At 67.0% G+C, this 15,618-nt stretch carries 15 protein-coding genes and 1 pseudogene; 9 read left to right on the top strand and 7 right to left on the bottom strand.

What is annotated here, in order from left to right; all coding sequences use genetic code 11:
* The first annotated feature begins 437 nt into the window (after nt 1-437).
* From ABZ420_RS07515 to ABZ420_RS07505, 3 genes are read left to right on the top strand one after another with little or no spacing between them, the layout of a single operon-like run.
* Nucleotides 438-2,768, top strand: a complete 2,331-nt coding sequence (locus ABZ420_RS07515) for an ATP-binding protein (RefSeq protein WP_357118332.1) — start codon at nt 438-440, stop codon at nt 2,766-2,768.
* 32 nt (nt 2,769-2,800) lie between these two features.
* Nucleotides 2,801-3,217, top strand: a complete 417-nt coding sequence (locus ABZ420_RS07510) for a roadblock/LC7 domain-containing protein (RefSeq protein WP_040872147.1) — start codon at nt 2,801-2,803, stop codon at nt 3,215-3,217.
* A complete protein-coding gene (locus tag ABZ420_RS07505; RefSeq protein ID WP_357118329.1) occupies nt 3,214-3,588 on the top strand; it encodes a DUF742 domain-containing protein in 375 nt (124 codons plus the stop codon). The genes ABZ420_RS07510 and ABZ420_RS07505 overlap by 4 nt, the downstream gene beginning before the upstream one ends.
* A 12-nt stretch (nt 3,589-3,600) precedes the next feature.
* Here the strand turns inward: ABZ420_RS07505 and ABZ420_RS07500 are convergent, their stop codons facing one another.
* Nucleotides 3,601-5,556, bottom strand: coding sequence for a GMC family oxidoreductase N-terminal domain-containing protein (locus ABZ420_RS07500; RefSeq protein WP_357118326.1), 1,956 nt, complete (start codon nt 5,554-5,556; stop codon nt 3,601-3,603).
* 181 nt (nt 5,557-5,737) lie between these two features.
* The gene (locus tag ABZ420_RS07495; protein WP_357118323.1) at nt 5,738-6,322 is read right to left on the bottom strand and encodes a hypothetical protein; all 585 of its coding nucleotides are present in this window, start codon (nt 6,320-6,322) and stop codon (nt 5,738-5,740) included.
* Between the two features lie 414 nt (nt 6,323-6,736).
* Here ABZ420_RS07495 and ABZ420_RS07490 point away from each other — a divergent pair, with 414 nt between their 5' ends.
* The gene (locus tag ABZ420_RS07490; protein WP_357118320.1) at nt 6,737-7,936 is read left to right on the top strand and encodes a hypothetical protein; all 1,200 of its coding nucleotides are present in this window, start codon (nt 6,737-6,739) and stop codon (nt 7,934-7,936) included.
* Nucleotides 7,937-7,977: 41 nt separating this feature from the next.
* Here the strand turns inward: ABZ420_RS07490 and ABZ420_RS07485 are convergent, their stop codons facing one another.
* Together ABZ420_RS07485 and ABZ420_RS07480 are read right to left on the bottom strand one after the other, a co-directional pair.
* Nucleotides 7,978-8,733 carry a DUF6882 domain-containing protein gene (locus tag ABZ420_RS07485; protein ID WP_357118317.1) on the bottom strand — a complete coding sequence of 252 codons (756 nt, stop codon included), beginning with the start codon at nt 8,731-8,733 and terminating at the stop codon, nt 7,978-7,980.
* Between the two features lie 33 nt (nt 8,734-8,766).
* Nucleotides 8,767-9,294 carry a hypothetical protein gene (locus ABZ420_RS07480; RefSeq protein ID WP_357118315.1) on the bottom strand — a complete coding sequence of 176 codons (528 nt, stop codon included), beginning with the start codon at nt 9,292-9,294 and terminating at the stop codon, nt 8,767-8,769.
* A 454-nt stretch (nt 9,295-9,748) separates the two neighbouring features.
* Here ABZ420_RS07480 and arfB point away from each other — a divergent pair, with 454 nt between their 5' ends.
* A complete protein-coding gene (gene arfB, locus ABZ420_RS07475) occupies nt 9,749-10,177 on the top strand; it encodes an alternative ribosome rescue aminoacyl-tRNA hydrolase ArfB (protein ID WP_357118312.1) in 429 nt (142 codons plus the stop codon).
* 78 nt (nt 10,178-10,255) lie between these two features.
* Here the strand turns inward: arfB and ABZ420_RS07470 are convergent, their stop codons facing one another.
* Nucleotides 10,256-10,429, bottom strand: a complete 174-nt coding sequence (locus ABZ420_RS07470; RefSeq protein WP_357118309.1) for a hypothetical protein — start codon at nt 10,427-10,429, stop codon at nt 10,256-10,258.
* A gap of 828 nt (nt 10,430-11,257) precedes the next feature.
* Nucleotides 11,258-11,605, bottom strand: a complete 348-nt coding sequence (locus ABZ420_RS07465; RefSeq protein ID WP_357118306.1) for a hypothetical protein — start codon at nt 11,603-11,605, stop codon at nt 11,258-11,260.
* Between ABZ420_RS07465 and ABZ420_RS07460 the strand changes: the two genes are divergently transcribed.
* Complete coding sequence (locus ABZ420_RS07460; RefSeq protein ID WP_357118303.1) at nt 11,600-11,731, top strand: hypothetical protein; 132 nt, start codon at nt 11,600-11,602, stop codon at nt 11,729-11,731. The two genes, ABZ420_RS07465 and ABZ420_RS07460, sit on opposite strands and share 6 nt — an antisense overlap.
* A gap of 420 nt (nt 11,732-12,151) precedes the next feature.
* Here the strand turns inward: ABZ420_RS07460 and ABZ420_RS07455 are convergent, their stop codons facing one another.
* Nucleotides 12,152-13,375: an XRE family transcriptional regulator gene (locus tag ABZ420_RS07455; protein WP_357118300.1), complete on the bottom strand. Its 1,224-nt coding sequence runs from the start codon at nt 13,373-13,375 to the stop codon at nt 12,152-12,154.
* Nucleotides 13,376-13,569: 194 nt separating this feature from the next.
* On the opposite strand from ABZ420_RS07455, the pseudogene ABZ420_RS07450 reads away from it, so the two are divergent.
* The 3 genes and pseudogenes from ABZ420_RS07450 to ABZ420_RS07440 form a co-directional block, all read left to right on the top strand.
* Nucleotides 13,570-13,791, top strand: a pseudogene (locus ABZ420_RS07450) (hypothetical protein); the annotation flags it as partial.
* 319 nt (nt 13,792-14,110) lie between these two features.
* Nucleotides 14,111-14,203 (top strand): hypothetical protein, encoded by a 93-nt coding sequence (locus tag ABZ420_RS07445; protein ID WP_357118758.1) that lies wholly within the window; start codon nt 14,111-14,113, stop codon nt 14,201-14,203.
* An 87-nt stretch (nt 14,204-14,290) separates the two neighbouring features.
* Nucleotides 14,291-15,520, top strand: a complete 1,230-nt coding sequence (locus tag ABZ420_RS07440; protein WP_357118297.1) for a helix-turn-helix domain-containing protein — start codon at nt 14,291-14,293, stop codon at nt 15,518-15,520.
* Nucleotides 15,521-15,618: the final 98 nt, after the last annotated feature.

Raw genomic sequence — 15,618 nt, 5'->3', positions numbered from 1 at the left:
TCGGCAGGCTCGCATGACCTGGCGGGTCGGCCGTCATGCGGGTATTCGCCGAGCCAGCTGACGGAATTACCACCAGAACCGGCGATAAGTTAATAATAGGAAATCGCTCTGAATCGAACTACTGCTGTCCTGCCAGACCGGCTTGCTGCGCCCACTGACTGGCGATTGCCGCTCACGGACGGTTCGAGTCGTCCTACAGCATGCACAGCGAAATTCAGGAATAATTGCCGTTCACTTGTCGAGTGTCACAAAACCATACGATTCGCGATCGAACCGCTACACTTTCGTTATTCTTCGGTCGGGTACAGGTGAGGTTCCGTCCGGGCCGGGCGGGGCCGTGTCAGAGGTAGGCATTTCAAGCCGTGAGCAAGTGGTCTGAGCTACGCGAATCCGCTGTGGCAGTGGTTCGGTCGAGCCAGCGTGATGTCCGTGGTCGAGTGGGTGTCCGGGTACGACTGCTGGCGATCGTCCTCATATCGAGCGTCACGCTTCTCACGATCGGGGTGGGTGCGGCGGGCTACCTGGTGAACTCCGCCCGGGCAGCGAAGGAATGGGCGGAGCTGGCCAGCAGTACGACGGCGCCGGCCATTCTCATGGTGCAATCGTTCCAGGAGGAGCGGCGCTTGTCGCTGTTGTATCTGGCCGGTGACACCGAAATCGTCGGCGGGCTCACCGCCGCGCGCCAACGCTCGGACGCGGCGCTGGCGGCGGTGATCGCCAAAGGCGATGCCGCCCGCAAACTGAATCCCGGCGGGTCCGCCTCCGACATCGAAGGCTACAACAAGCTGTTCGCGCTGGTTCCGACGCTGCGCGGCGGCGTCGACAGCAGGCAGGCTCCGCCGAAAGAGGTGTTCGAAGTCTTCAGCGGGGTCATCGGCACGATCATCGCCGCGTCGACGCTCGCCGCGCGGGTGGCACCGGAAGCCGACATCGCCATGGAGCTGAGCTACGGCGTCGAGCCCCTGCGCGCGGCCGAAGCGTTGTCCATGGCGGACACCCTGGGTGCGGTGGCGGTGACCGTCGGGGAACACACTCCGGAGCAGTTGACCGAATTCAGCCGACTGCTCGGGGAATTCCGTGGTCAGGTGGCATACGCCGGCCGCGTCCTGAAGGGCAAGCGCATGGCTCAACTCCAGGAGATCACCGGTGGACCGGCCTATCAGAAAGTGATCGCGATGCAGGACGCCGTGCTGCTGCGGGGGCCGGTGGAGGCGGGCACCGACTTCGACGAGTCCATTCACGACGGCACCGGCAGAACCCAGAGCGGCCGCTCGACCTCGCGAAGCGAGCCGTTGCCCATGACTGTCGCGGCGTGGCAGGAGGCTTCCGGCCAGGTCGGGACGAACCTGTTGAAGCTGTGGGACGACCAGAGCCGCGACGCGCACGCCATCGCACGCGAGCGCGGCGACCGGACCGCGCAGCAGTCGATGCTGGGCGGCGCGGCGGTGCTGCTGGTCGCGATGCTCGCCTTCCTCGCGGCGCTGGTGCTGGCCAACCGATTCATCGCACGAATGCGGCGACTGCGGCGCGACACCCTGGAACTGGCCGACCAGCAGTTGCCCGAAGTGATGCAACGACTCGGTCGCGGCGAGAGCCTCGACTCCGAGACCGAACTGGCGCGGCTCGATTTCGGTACCGACGAATTGGGCCAGGTGGCCGACGCCTTCAACCGCGCCCATGTCGCGGCCGTGTCGGCCGCGGTCGCGGAAGCGAAGACCAGGGCGGGCGTCAACGCGGTGTTCCTCAACATCGCCCATCGCAGCCAGGTCGTGGTGCATCGCCAGCTCGCCCTGCTCGATCAGGCCGAGCGCCAAGAGGAGAACGCCGACCAGCTCGAGCTGCTGTTCCAGCTCGATCACCTGGCGACGCGGGCGCGGCGCAACGCGGAGAACCTGATCATCCTCGGTGGCGAGAAACCGGGCAGGCGCTGGCGCAAGCCGGTCCCGCTGCTCGACCTGGTCCGCGCCGCCGTCGCGGAAAGCCTCGACTACGCCAGCATTCAGACCGGCAGGCTGCCGGAGTCCCAGGTGTCGAGCAACGCCGTAGCCGACCTGATCCACTTGATGGCCGAGCTGATGGACAACGCGACGGCCTTCTCACCGCCGCAGGCGCGGGTCGAGGTGTCCGGCGTCATCGTCGGGCGCGGTGTGGCGGTCGAGATCATCGACCAAGGCCTCGGCATGTCGGAGGCCGACTTCGCCGCCCGTAACGAGTTGCTGTCCAACCCGCCCGATTTCAGTGTGGTATCCCTGTCCAGCGACACCCGGCTGGGGTTGTTCGTGGTCGCGAAACTGGCCCACCGTCACGGTGTCTCGGTGCGTCTGGGTGAATCGGTCTACGGCGGCGTGCGGGCGGTGGTGCTGATTCCCAACGCGCTTCTGCAGTCGGGGACGCAGCCACCCGAACACAACGACGGTGACAGTGTCGAGCCCGTACAGACACCGGCGCCGGAGCACGCGCCCCCTGAGCCCGCACCGGTCCCGGGACGGTCCGCATGGTTCACCTCGTCCTCCGAGCAGTCCTGGGCGCAGGCCCCGCACACCGACAGCGGTCGCGGATTCGACTCGGGGGCCGCACCGCACACCGAGCCCGCTCCGGATGGCAGGCCACCGTTGCCGCGCCGCCGCCGCCAGTCTCCCGACGAGCAGTCGGCGCCGTCCGCACCGGCACCGGCACGGCAACGGACCGCCGATGAAGCACGCAATCTGATGAGTGCTATCGAGAGCGGGACCCGCCAGGGACGCCGGAAGCGTCCCGACCTCGACTAGTTCCCAATTCCATACACATTCAGAAGGCGACGATGACTACTTCCCAGGGAACCGGCCTCGGTTGGCTGCTCGACGAGCTGGTCGCCGGACTCGTCGGAGCCCAGTCCGCGGTCCTGCTGTCCTCGGACGGGCTGCTGATCGGCCATTCGGCTCAGCTGGACAAGGCCGACGCCGAGCGATTCTGCGCGATGGCATCGGCACTGCACAGCTTGTCCCGCAGCGTGGGCCACCATTTCGACGCCGGTGGCGTCTGCCAGACGGTGGTGGAACTCGATCGCGCGGTGCTGTTCGTCACCACGGCAGGGGCCAACGCGTGCCTGGCGCTGATGGCGTCCGAGACCGCCGATATGGGTATGGTGGCCTACGAGATGAACCAGACGGTGCAGCGAGTCGGAACCCACCTGTCGGTCGATACGCGCCCGCACCCGCCCGCTTCGACACGGCCATGAGTTATCAGCACGATCCCTGGTACGAGGAAGACGCCGGTCCGCTGGTCCGGCTCTTCGCCATCACCCGCGGCCGGGGTCGTGCCGTGCGCCCGGAACTGAACCTGGTCACCCTGGTGGTCGACGGCGCGCCCGGCGCCGCGCTACGGCGCACCGAACCGGAATACGCGGCGATCGTGGAGTTGTGCCGCACTCCGCAGTCGGTCGCCGAGGTATCCGCACGACTGCGCCTGCCGCTGACGATGACGAAGGTCCTCATCGGCGACCTGCTCGACGACGGCAGGCTGATCTGCCGGTCGGCCCCGCCCGCGACGGGACCGGAGTCGGATCTCGGCCTCCTGCGCGCGGTGCTCGACGGCATCCGCGCGCTCTGACCGACCGGTTACTCAGACCAGCTGCGCGGCAAGCCGTTTCGCGTTCATGTAGGCGATCGCCTCGATCGAGACCATGGGGTTGACGCCCGACGCCGTGGGGAAGCAGGACGCGTCGGCGACGACGATGTTCTCCGCCTCCCAGGTGGCGCCGTCCGGGTTGGTGGCCGAGGTTTCCGGTGAGCCACCCATCCGCGCCGAGCCCATGATGTGCAGCGCGCCCAGGGAACACTGTCCCGGACCGTACCCGGCGGCCCGGCACGCGGCCGCGAAATCGGCATGCGACCCGCGCCGGCCGGGCTCATAGGAGACGCCTGCTTGGTGCCCGGAGAAGATGCGCAGCGCGCCCGCTGCCTCCAGGATGCTCGCCGCCCCCTCGAACCCGGTGTGCAGATGGGCGGCATCGTAGTCCGACAACCGGTAGTTGACGATCGGCTCACCGCCGCGGTCGACGGTTACGGTGCCCGAGTCGCGGTCACGAGTGATGATGCCGATCGCGTTCGAACGCGCGAAATCGAGCATGGTGGCCCGATGGTTCGCGGCGCCGCGCCAGCTCATGAACCCGGTAGCGAGACCGGGATGAATCGGGCCGGTTTCGTAGATCACGCCGTAGCCGTCGCCGTCCAGGTCGCTGTGCCGACGGCAGATCCTGGTCTGCAAGCCGCCTTCCCACGGCCGGATCTCTTCCTCGAACACGCCGAACACCGCGGCCGCCGGATGCAGGCGCAAGTGACGGCCGATGTTGTCGTTGCGCAACCCGGAGCGCCGCAGCAACGCCGGAGTCTGGATCGCTCCGGCCGCCACGACCACCGCCCGAGCGCGCACCTCGATCGCCACACCGTCGGAGGTGACCGCGGAAACGCCCTGTGCCCGACCGCCTCGCACGGAAATCCGTCGCACATCGGCGTCCACGACGAGCCGCGCGCCCCGATCGGCCGCATCGGCGAGCCAGGTCTTGGTCACCGACTGCTTGGCGCCCAGCCGGCAGCCGTATCCGCAGCGACCGCACTCCACGCCTGCGTCGCAGGCGTCGGTGACATTGCGCGGCAGGGTATCCACTTCCCAGCCCAGCGCTTGGGCGCCGCGTTCGAGAACACCGTCGCGGGCCGACAACACCGACCGCTGCTCGGTGACGCCGATCCGGCGGCGCACCACCTCGAGCGCTTCGTCGAACTCGGCCTCGGCGAACTGGGCGGCGCCCAGCGCGGCCCACTCCGCCCGGACGTCCTGCGGCGTCGGCAAGGACGTGCTCCAGTTGACGACCGTTCCACCGCCCAGGCAGGTGCCCGCGACGAGGGTGATCTGACCTTCGGTGGAACCGGGCGGGCCCGGCGCGTACAGGTGCTTCAGCCCGCCGAGTTCGCCGAGGCCGAAATCGCGGTCGTCGTAATAATTTCCGCGTTCCAGCACGACGACGTCGAGACCCGCTTCGGCCAGCACCGCGGCCGCGACACCCCCTCCGGCGCCGGACCCGACGACCACGACATCACAGTGCAGTTCTGTGGTTTCGCCGAAGCGCAGCGGAGACAGCGCGGGCGCGGGCGCGGTCTGGAGCGGACCGGCCGGGGCCGGATAACCGATCTCCTTCCACAGCGGATTGACGCCCGCGGGGCCGGGGGTGATGTTGTAGGAGAGCAGCGACGCTTGTTTGAGCGCCTGGAAGAGCACCCGCACCGACTCGATGCGGGAATCGGCGAGCCGCAGCAACGCCTGTTCCCGTCGCTCCTGCGTCAGTGTGGAGAAACGCCGGGGACCACTGCCGGTGAGCAGGCCCGCCAGCCGCGAATCCCACAGGTTCAGCAGCGTCGCCAGTTGCTTCTTCTCGGCCTCACGGGGATTGCGGCCCAGCAACTCGAAGACGGTATCGACGGCACCGAGCGCGCTCGCCGACGGCAGCGTCAGCCCGTCGCCGGGGTTGAAGGTGTCGCAGATGGTGTTCATCGCCGCGCGTTGCTTGGCCGTTGGTTGCATGTCGAGCAGTCCCCTTCGTTTCGCCAGTGAGTTCTATCACACGATATGAACAACCACTAACTAAAGCCGCATTCACCCAGGTGACAGCTTCCCACCCGGAAGAATCTATGGACACATAGTGGTCCGGGCACTATGCGAACCATTCTCGCCGCACCTCGCGGGCCGAGGGCTACCCGGCCGTTCACGCCGGGATGACGACTGCCGCCGCGTGGCCGACCGCCAGAAACGCGTGGACGACCGAGATGAGCGCACCGCCGAGTTCCGCCGTCGGGTCCCCGCCGGTGCGCGAGCGTGCCAGCGACCACCGGGTGAACGTCCGTTCGGCGTGCACCGCGAGACGCAGCAGCTCGGCGCGATACGACCCGAGCAGCGGTTGCTCGCAGGCCCCCAGCGCCGCGGCGGTGAGCTGGGCGCAGCGACCTATCGTCACCACGACCTCGAGCACCTCGTCGGGCACCGCCGTGATGACATAGGCGTCCGCGAGGGCGGCCGCCGCGCGCGTGCGCTCGAGGACGCGGCCGAGGGCCTCGCCGAGTTCGGAGAATTGCGCGCTGTCGGCGGCCACCGGTCCGGACGCCAGGGCAGCGCTCAGGTTGGCCATGATCACGCCGAGTGCGTGCTCGACTCGGCGCAACCGATGGAGAATGCCGGACACGTCGACCGGGGAGCATCCGAAATCAGCCAGCACCGTCGCCGCCTCGACCAAGGTGGCGGCCGCCGCACGGAAGTAGATCTCGGTCGTCGCGCTCGCCGGTACCGTGCCCACACCCACTCCTCGGGTAGTAACCCTCGATCGGCCGCCTCCGCGTGTCGGCGTCGACCGGACAGCTTCGACCGGATAGCCTCGACAGCCCTGCGTCGCGCAGGCAGCAATCACACCAAGCTACCCAGTTCGCTAATAATATCCCATAACATATCGCTAGTCTGCGCTGGTAGATAGATGAAGCTCTACGGAACACAGGATTACTTAATGGCCAGGGAGCGCCGGAGGGATCTGCCCGCTACGACCAGGCATCGAACCACTCCGACACGACCTCGCAGAGGCGCTCGCGGCGCGCTCGTCGACCAGGCCCGCCGCGCCCGAGCCTTCGGCGATCTTCGAGAGACCGCGGGAGCCGACCACCCGCCGGTTCGAGCGCGATGATGGAGCGGACCCGATGATCATCGAGAGGATCCACGGATGGACCGTCTGAGGCGCTGCTTGGTCGCGGTGGTCGTCCTGCTGGGAGCCGCCGCCGGGTGCGCGGACACCGAGCGCGAATCACCGTCTGACCGCGGTGCGATCGTATCGACCACTCCCCTGCTGAGTCTGCCGCCCGAGCAGACCGCGGCGCTGTTGGCCGACGGCGATATCCGCACGCCCGTCCGCAACGGCGTCGACGCCTTTCGCCTCGAGTACCGGACGATCACCCCGCAGGGCGAGCCGACCACCGCCAGCGGGCTGGTGGTGTTGCCGCGCACCGATTCTCGGCGGCTGCGGGTGGTCAGCTACCAACACGGGACCATGACGCTGAAGAGCGACGCGCCATCGGTCGACACCCGCAACCTTTCCGAGCGGCTGCGCACCGTGGCGTTCGCCGCCGCCGGATACGCGGCGACGGCACCGGATTACTTGGGCCTCGGGATCGGCCCCGGAACGCATCCCTACACCCATGCGCCCTCCGAGACCAGCGCCTCGGCCGACCTGCTCCGCGCGGCCGAATCCCTCGCGGCACAACAGCACCGGGAGCTGGACCCGAATGTGCTGGTGACCGGTTTCTCCCAGGGCGGCCACGCCGCGATGGCGCTCGGCAAAGCGCTACACGCCGGAACGATCCCCGGTTTCGGGGTCGCCGCCCTGGCCCCGATCAGCGGCCCCTACGACCTACAGCACGTCCAAGCGCCCGCCGCGCTCGACGGGCGGGTCGTACCGGGTGCGGCGGTGCTGTTCCTCTCGTATTGGCTCACTTCGATGAACCGGATCCACCCGCTCTACGACGATCCGACCGAAGCTTTCCAGCAGCCCTATGCCGACAAAGTGGAAGAACTCTTCGACGGCTTCCACAGCGAGATCACCATCGTGACCTCGCTGGCCGCCACCCCCGCGCAAGTGCTGACCCCCCGGTTCCTCAAGTTGGCCACCGAGCCGACCGGCGCAGCCGCCGCGGCTATCGCCGAGAGCGACGGCACCTGCGACTGGCAACCACGGGTGCCGGTCCGCCTCTACGCTTCCCACGGCGACCGCGCCGTCCCTTTTCCCAACGCCGAGCACTGCCTGCGCGCTCTCGGCAGCGACAACGCGACGCTGCGCGACTTGGGCGAGGTGGACCACGCCGGATCGGCCCGGACTGCCCTCCCCGAGATCCTCGACTGGTTCCAGCAGAAGTTCCCGCCGAACTGACCGCGGCAGGCCGCTGACCGTCCGGCCGGCCGGATGGACGGTCAGCGGGATGAGGCCGACTGCGTTTGCGCCTCGAAGGACGAATCGATCCCCTCCGCCGCGAGTCGGATATCCAGGCTCGCGATCCGGCCGGAAGCGTCGAACTCCACTTCACCCGCCAGACCGTCGCCGCCGAATTCCAGCCACCGGTAGTCGTCGAGGAATTCGGTCGCCAGACCCCGCCGGTGCAGGTAGCTGTACACGGCGCGCCGGTGATCGGTCAGCGGCAGTGCGCCGAAACCATAGGCCAGGACGCGAGCGAGACCCGAGGGGGCGGGGGCGGGCAGTTCGAACGCCGGATGGTCGATGAGAAACGCGACGCAGGCGCCATCGATGACGCCGCAGTAGGAGTTCCAGCGCCCGCAGACGATCTTCGCGGCGTCCGCCATCAGCCCCGCCACCTGATAGGGCTCCGGGGCCGCGCCACCGAGCACCACCGGCAGTTCGGCCGAACACAATTCGGCGACACCGTATCGAAGGCCGAACTCGCGCACCGTCTCCGAGGCACGCAGCAGCGAACGCGGGTAACCCCAGGGGTTGACCCACCCCCACAACCACGTCTCGGCGTCGGCCGTACCGAGCAGATGGACGTCGGTGCATACGAACGATCCCTTGTCGCCCGCGAATTCGAGTCGGCGCTCTTCCAGGTCGACCTCCCACACGTGTGCGCCGAGCATGTCTTCGAGGTGGAGCCGATGCTCGAGTGACAGCAAGCCCGCGTCATCGAGAAGTCTCGTCAGTGGCACGGATCGGGGCACCGCAACAGCGTAGTCAACGCTGCCACGCCGCGCCTACGACGGTTTCCTGCCGGGCAACGGGTGCGGAAGGAAACCATCGGCGAACAGTTGCATGGAGCCGCACCGATCGCACCGGTAGGCATGCTGCTGGACGACCTGCTGGCCCAGCTCGCTGGGGTGGTCGGTCATGAAGCCGGTATGTCCGGTGATGAAACCGAGGATGCCGAGGTAGGCGCGCTGCCGCTCACACCATGGGCAGGTCAGGTCCACGGATTCCCGCCTGCGGCGTATCTCCGCTTCCTGCCGCTCGATCCGCCGTCGCGCCTGGTCGACGTAATGCCGGGCTTCCGACACCGTTATCCGGCGGGCTTCGCTCCACGGACCTTCGTAAACCCCGTCGACGGCGGTGCGAAGATGCGCGAACTCCGCCTCGGAACAGCGCACCAGCCGGGTACCGCGGAAACCGCCCTCGGCGCGGTAGGTGATCTCGGCCCGGGAAACGCCCTGTGGCAGACCTTTGTACAGTTTCACCCGCTTCGGATCATCCGCATCCGGCTTGAATTCGATCCCCCGCTCCGACACACCATCACGTTACCGCCGCGTCGGCGGCAATGGGCCCCACGCGGTCACGGCTACTCGGCCGTCGATCCCGAAGTCCGCCTTGGCGGCCAAGTAGGCAGAACCTCTGATGTCGGCATCGGTGATTGGCGCGGGCCGTACCTCGAGTCGCCGCCTGGCCATTACGCCGCCTGGAGAATGCTTGCCGACCTCAACCGCGGGGATATGTCTACTGCGAACTCCTGCCGCCACAACAGGTGCTGCGGAGGGTAGGTGAAGCATCCGGTAATCGGCAGTTGAGTGTGTTCGTCGACCGGCCCGCGGGCCTCGGGACCGCGCGGGTCGCGGCATGTGCGGACGGGCTGCTGTTACACATCGGCAGGTCATCGCTATTGTGAACCCACACGATCAGCATTGAGTCGGGACCGGACCGACGTGGCCGAGTCGACTCGTGGATCGGAAAGAGCGGCGTCGGATCATGGCAGAGGACCTAACCGTGACTGGGATGCTGGTGATACCCGCGTCCGAGCTACGCGAGCGGTTCTCGCGGTCGTCCGGGCCGGGAGGGCAGCACGTCAACACCACCGACAGCCGAGTAGAGCTGTCGTTCGACCTCGCCAACTCGCCCTCGGTGCCGGAGTGGCTGCGCACCAGGATGCTCCACCGCCTGGCCACCCGCCTGGTCGACGGGGTTCTCACGGTCGTCGCATCGGAGCGACGCGAACAGCTGCGAAACCGGGCGGCCGCCCGCGAACGCCTGACCTCGTTACTACGTGACGCCGCTTCCGCACCGTCACCTGTTCGCCGCGCCACCAAGCCCTCGCGCGGAGCAAAGGAACGTCGTATCTCCGCGAAGAAGCGGCGCGGCGTCACCAAACGCAACCGCCGCGCCTCCCCCGACGACTAGCTGTTTCGACCACGGACGTCGGTAACGCCACGACGATCCGATCTCCTGATCACCTACCGAAGGTCGCCGGACCCGGCACTAGCCGCCGTAGAGGCGAATGAAGTCCTGGGTCGGGTCGACGGCGGGCGTCGTGTAGCTCGATGAACTCCCGTCGACGTGGGTCTCTTCGACGTAGCGGGCGGGTTCGGCGGGCAGGCGGCGCCATCGGGCGCGTGGATCCTCGACCTGCTCTCGGTGACTGTTCGAAGACATGATGTCCCCCTTCAGCATCGTGTCACTACATGCTACCCCGCGCTACACGCCCAGTGCGGCATACGTTGTGGCCAAAGGCCAAGCCGGGCCGGAGGTTCCAGGATATTACTCGCGCGGAACCGGACACCATACCGGCGTTGTAACCAAGTGACCCACTGATCTCACTCACAGCGGCCTCAGACACAGCGCCGAGCACTCGCAACTCGGCAGAATGCGGATGTCTGCGATACTGGTGTCTCGGACGGAGTGAATGACTGCTCGAAGACCAGAGTCGGATTCGTGAAAGATCGACCGGTCCTCGTCGTGGCCCTGATCGGGGGCTTCATCGGCGCAGTGCTGTCGAGTCCGTTTGCCGTGTACTTCGGCTTCGGCACTCCTGTGCTCGCTACCGCCATTGTCGGCGTGGGAATCTTGCTGACTGGAGGCATGACGTTCGGCGGCCTCTGCGCTGCACTGGCATGGGCCGTCAGGGCTGATCGGCGTAACGGCGGTTACCGCTGTCGCGGTGAGAGCCGGGCATAACTTTTCGAAGCTACGGTCTGGCGGCGGTACGGCCAGCAGCCGTAGAGGACGCGGTAATCCGCAGAAGCGGATGTTCTGAACGACGACGGCTCCAGTCTGCCGACCACCGTGCCGCGGACCCCGCACTCAGCGCGATACGCGGCTACTTCATGCGGTGGTTGTGATGGCAGCGTGGATCGATCCGTTGGTCGGCGAGAGCCATCCTCGGGCACGAAGTGCCCCGGCTGCTCGCCAGGCGGAATGCCGAGATTCCGCCACAACGATCTAGAACTGTGACGTCGCGAGATCGAGGACGGACGTGCGCGATCAAGAGACCGCGTGCCACACCACAGCCCTGTCGCCCGCTCGTAGGGATCGGACGCGATGTCCCAATTCTTCGGCCGCCGCGGGCTTGCTCGGTGCGAGCCGAATGCAGGCGCCGAGGGAGTGCAGTTCGGTGATGTCGCGTAGCAAGGTCCATCCGGGCCAGTCGAGAAGGTCATAGCCGTAGGCCGCGGCGAAGGGTGCTCGCTCGTGCTGTGGTTGGTGGAAGTGGTCGGGCAATCCGTTCACCAAGTCGAGTTCGCGTGGCCCGATGCCGCATTGGTCCGAGTCGATCAGTACCCACTGCCCATGATCGCAGACGGCGTTCTCGCTGTGGACGTCGACATGCACCAGGCCCTCCCCGAGCGGGAATTCGGTGTGCGTGAACTGGCCGACCAGTGCTTCGGCGCGGGCGCGCAGCCACGCGTGGTCAGAGTCGGTGAGTGCGGGTGTCGTCCGCTCGTCTTCGAGGGCTAGGGGCTTCGAACAGCCGCCGCAGCGGCTGGTATCGCGGCAGGGGGAACGGTGGCTGCGCCACCGAGTGCAGCCGCCGTACGAGTGTGCCGAGGCCGGCCGGGCCGGGTCGATCTGGTGTGGGACGGTAGGGCCAGAACGTAGCGATCGCGCCGCTGGCGATAACTGGCTGAGTTCCGGAGGCTGGAGGAAGCGCGATGGGTCGGGCTTGGGCTGTCAGCCACTGTGTGACGGCGACGGCGGTGTGAGCGCGTTCGCGCCGGTAGGCGGTGTCGGGTGCCAGGCGCACGACGAGATCAGCGTGCGGCAGCAACCACACTGCGTTCGACCGATGATGCAGCAGTTGCGCGTCGCGGTCGTCGACGCCGAACTCCTGGCTGGCGGCGCGCACGGCTGCGCGACCGGGAAGCTGGCTCTCGGTGGTCATGAGGCCGCAGCGGCGAGGACTGTCCTCAGATCGCTGCGCAATTCAGCGACGATCGGGTCGCCATCGTGCTGGGTGGCGATGGTGTCCAGGTCGCGGAGGCGGACGTAGCAGCGGGGTGAAGACAGCGCGGTGATCGCCGTGATCGCCTCACGCCCGTACCGGTTGGCCGACTCGAAATCACCCGCCTGCAAGCATGCCCCGGCAAGGGTGGGCAAGGCCACGGCGCGACTGCGCGCATGTTCGCCGGCGTGGCCAGGGATCGCCGTGGACAGACGCTCGACCGCCGATAGCGCGAATTTGGGATCGGAGAGCGACAGCAAATACATCGCATGGCCGTGTTGAGCGGTGATTTCCGCGGGCGTGACGAACCATGCCCAGGAGGGAGTGGTGTCGGGTTCGGCTGCGGCGTAGCGGTCTTCGGACAGTCCCAGGGCGCGCTGGGTGGCTGCGGAGTCGTTCAGGGATGCCCAGCACCACCCCATTACCGTGGCGATGTGCCCGGCGGTGATGGTGCTGATCGGATGGCGCCTGTTGGCGGCGGTCGATGAGGCAAGTTGCGCGAATTTCAGTGCTTCATCAGGTCGTTTCAGGTGCAGGGACTGGTGGGCCATGTCGAGCAGAATGCTGACCGTCAGGTCGGTGCTGCGCGGATGGTCTTGGCCGCGGTGCGCGGTGTGCAGGGCGTATGTCCACAGTTTGCGGGCCGAGTCGTGTTCTTCGATGTCGTAGGCCAGCCAGCCGGCCATGCTTGCCAGGTCGGCGGTGGCTATCCACAGACGTGTTCGAATGTCCGTGGTGCATGCGGCGCCTTCCAGGGCGCGGACTTGGTGCAGTTGGGTGAGTGCCGCGGTCCGGCAGAGCCCGCCGCCATGTGCGAGGTCCCATCGCCGGAATCCTTCGGTGATGGCTTCGATCGCGTCGATGTCGGCGGATCCGATGTGTGGTCGGGTAACTGGTTCGAGCCGGTCGGGGAGGATGCTGCCCAGTCGGTCGAGTTGCGGGTGAAGATGGGAACCGAGTGCGGCTGCGGTTGCCAGAGTGATGAAGTCTCTGCGTTCCACCCACGTCACCTCCTCGCGGGCCAGATTACTCGCAGAGCCGGAGCCGAACCCGAGTAGCGAAGCGGGGATCGCGAAGGTATCGGCGATTCTTGCGACCAGCTTGGCGCTGGTAAGACGGCGTTCTCCGCATCCCGACGCCTTCCCGACGACGAAGGCCAAGACGCGCTGCTCGATCGTCCGCCGCCGCAGAATCGGACGCGCTGTTGATCCTCCCAGCCCGTAATCATCGCCTCGGACTCCCGGGCGTCCATGACGGGCTTCGTCCTTTCGACTATGCGGATCGTTACAGCGAGGCCATCGCTGAGATCTCCGATTGGCTGGCCGAGGGCAGGATCAAGAGCAGGGAGCATGTCGTGCACGTCAGTGTCGCCTGCTTCGATGAAACCTTGAACATACTGTTCACGGGTGCCAACATCGGCAGAATCGCGCTCGCTGTGAAGGGCCATACTGTCCAGGTGACCGATACCGAGAACCGCTCGCGCGCGGATCAGACCCGAGCGCGGCTGCACGACGCAGCGGTGGTCGCCTTAACTGAACGGGGCTTCCATGGCACGACGACCCGCGAAATCACATCGATCGCCGGAGTGAGCACGGGGGCCGTCGACGTGCACCACCGTTCCAAGGAAGAGCTGCTCTATCAGGTCTCGCGCGCCGGTCACATGGACACCTTGGAGCGGGTCCGCACCGCCATCGCTTCGGCGCAAGACCCCGCCGGGCAGCTGCTCGCCGTGATGAGAGAGTTCAGGATCCATCATGCCCGCGCCCGTATCGTCGCCCGGATCATCAACTATGAGCTCGCCGCTTTGAGCCCGGAACATCAACAGGAGATCAAGGAAGTACGGCTTGATCGAGCGAGGGGCGGCCGCCGGGTTGTTCGAGAACTCGAATACCCATATGGCCGCGACCGCCCTGCACTCGCTGGGAATAGATATCGTGCGCGGGTACCACGAGGGTGGTTCCTGGTCACCGGAGGAGATCGGCGACTAGTACGCGGTCCTCGCGCTGCGAATCGAAGGCGGTCGGAGGCCGAGTTTTCCGGAGACCGCTCGGTCGTGAAGATCTCAGGATGAGTCCATGCACAGTGACGCCACGGAACTGCTCGCGAGGATCGCGGGAGGACTGAGCCGACATGCGCTGGCCCTGTCCGAAGGTTTGACGGAGCAGATGCTCCAGATCGAGCCGGAGCTGCGCGGCGACAGCCGGGTGGAGTCACTGCTGCGGGCCAGCGTGACCGGCAACGTCGTGATCGCGTTGCACATCTACGAGCTGGGACTGGACATCGATGAGCTGGAGGCTCCGACGGAGGCGTTGGAGTACGCCCGCCGCATGGCCCAGCGCGGCACTTCGATCACCGCGCTGTTGCGGGCGTACCGCATCGGACAGCGACTGTTCAACGACCACATGCTCGGCGAGCTCACCGCGGCGACCGACGACGTCGCCCTGATCACCTCCGCGGTCGCCGAGATGACCGACCGTTCGTTCGCCTATATCGATCGGGTCTCCCAACAAGTCGTGACCGCCTACCAGGACGAGCGGGACCGGTGGCTACAGAACCAGATGGCCGTCCGTACCGCTCGGGTGCGCTCGATCCTGTCCGGACAGCGCGTCGACCCGGGTGACAGCGAGCGTGCGCTGGGATATCGGCTGGATCGCACCCACTTGGGCATGGTCGTCTGGTCCGACGCGGGCGCCGACCAGCTGCGCGCGGCCAAACAAGTGGCGATGACCATCGCCGATCAGTTGTCCTGCCAAGGACCACCCCTGCTCATCCCGGCCGACGAATCGACCTTGTGGGCGTGGCTCCCGCAACCGGAACTGGATATGGATCCTGCCGCGGTGCGCACGGCCGAGGCGACGTGGGTGGCGGTGGGCAGACCTGCCACTGGACTGGAAGGCTTCCGGCTGACGCATCGCCAGGCGACGCAGGCGCAGGTGGTCGCGATGTCCGCACCGGCACCGCAGCGCGCGTCGATATGTTGTTCGGCTCAGCTCGGGCCGATCGCGCTGATGTGCTCGGACCTGACCGCGACGCGCGCATGGATCAGCGAGATCCTCGGGGCGCTGGCGCGCGATGACGATCCCGCCGCGCAGCTCCGCGAAACCGCGCGTGTCTTCCTGGACACGAACGGCAGCTTCCAGACAACGGCCGAGCGGCTGGTGCTGCACCGCAACACCGTGCAATACCGGATTCGCAAGGCGGAGGCGGTACTGGGACATTCGCTTCGGGAGGGACGGCTGGAGGTCGAGGTCGCCCTGCTGGCCTGCCGATGGCTGGGGTCGGCAGTGCTGCAGCCCGTGCGGTGACCGCGACGTCCGTCGTGCGCGGCGCACGATCCCGGCGGCCATCTTCATGCGCTCACAATATGGTCCAGGTCACATCGTCTTCCTAACGTGACGTTCAC

This window comes from Nocardia sp. NPDC005745 (assembly GCF_040630775.1).
In the GTDB taxonomy this organism is placed as follows: domain Bacteria; phylum Actinomycetota; class Actinomycetes; order Mycobacteriales; family Mycobacteriaceae; genus Nocardia.
This window is presented reverse-complemented; position numbering and strand designations above follow the sequence as displayed.

What these genes read in the sequence shown, in the direction of transcription:
- ABZ420_RS07505 (WP_357118329.1), top strand. Translation starts at nt 3,214, where the DNA reads ATGAGTTATCAGCACGATCCCTGGTACGAGGAAGACGCCGGTCCGCTG.
- arfB (WP_357118312.1), top strand. Translation starts at nt 9,749, where the DNA reads ATGGCAGAGGACCTAACCGTGACTGGGATGCTGGTGATACCCGCGTCC.
- ABZ420_RS07490 (WP_357118320.1), top strand. Translation starts at nt 6,737, where the DNA reads ATGGACCGTCTGAGGCGCTGCTTGGTCGCGGTGGTCGTCCTGCTGGGA.
- ABZ420_RS07445 (WP_357118758.1), top strand. Translation starts at nt 14,111, where the DNA reads ATGGCCGCGACCGCCCTGCACTCGCTGGGAATAGATATCGTGCGCGGG.
- ABZ420_RS07500 (WP_357118326.1), bottom strand. Translation starts at nt 5,556, where the DNA reads ATGCAACCAACGGCCAAGCAACGCGCGGCGATGAACACCATCTGCGAC.
- ABZ420_RS07470 (WP_357118309.1), bottom strand. Translation starts at nt 10,429, where the DNA reads ATGTCTTCGAACAGTCACCGAGAGCAGGTCGAGGATCCACGCGCCCGA.
- ABZ420_RS07510 (WP_040872147.1), top strand. Translation starts at nt 2,801, where the DNA reads ATGACTACTTCCCAGGGAACCGGCCTCGGTTGGCTGCTCGACGAGCTG.
- ABZ420_RS07460 (WP_357118303.1), top strand. Translation starts at nt 11,600, where the DNA reads ATGCACCAGGCCCTCCCCGAGCGGGAATTCGGTGTGCGTGAACTGGCC.
- ABZ420_RS07440 (WP_357118297.1), top strand. Translation starts at nt 14,291, where the DNA reads ATGCACAGTGACGCCACGGAACTGCTCGCGAGGATCGCGGGAGGACTG.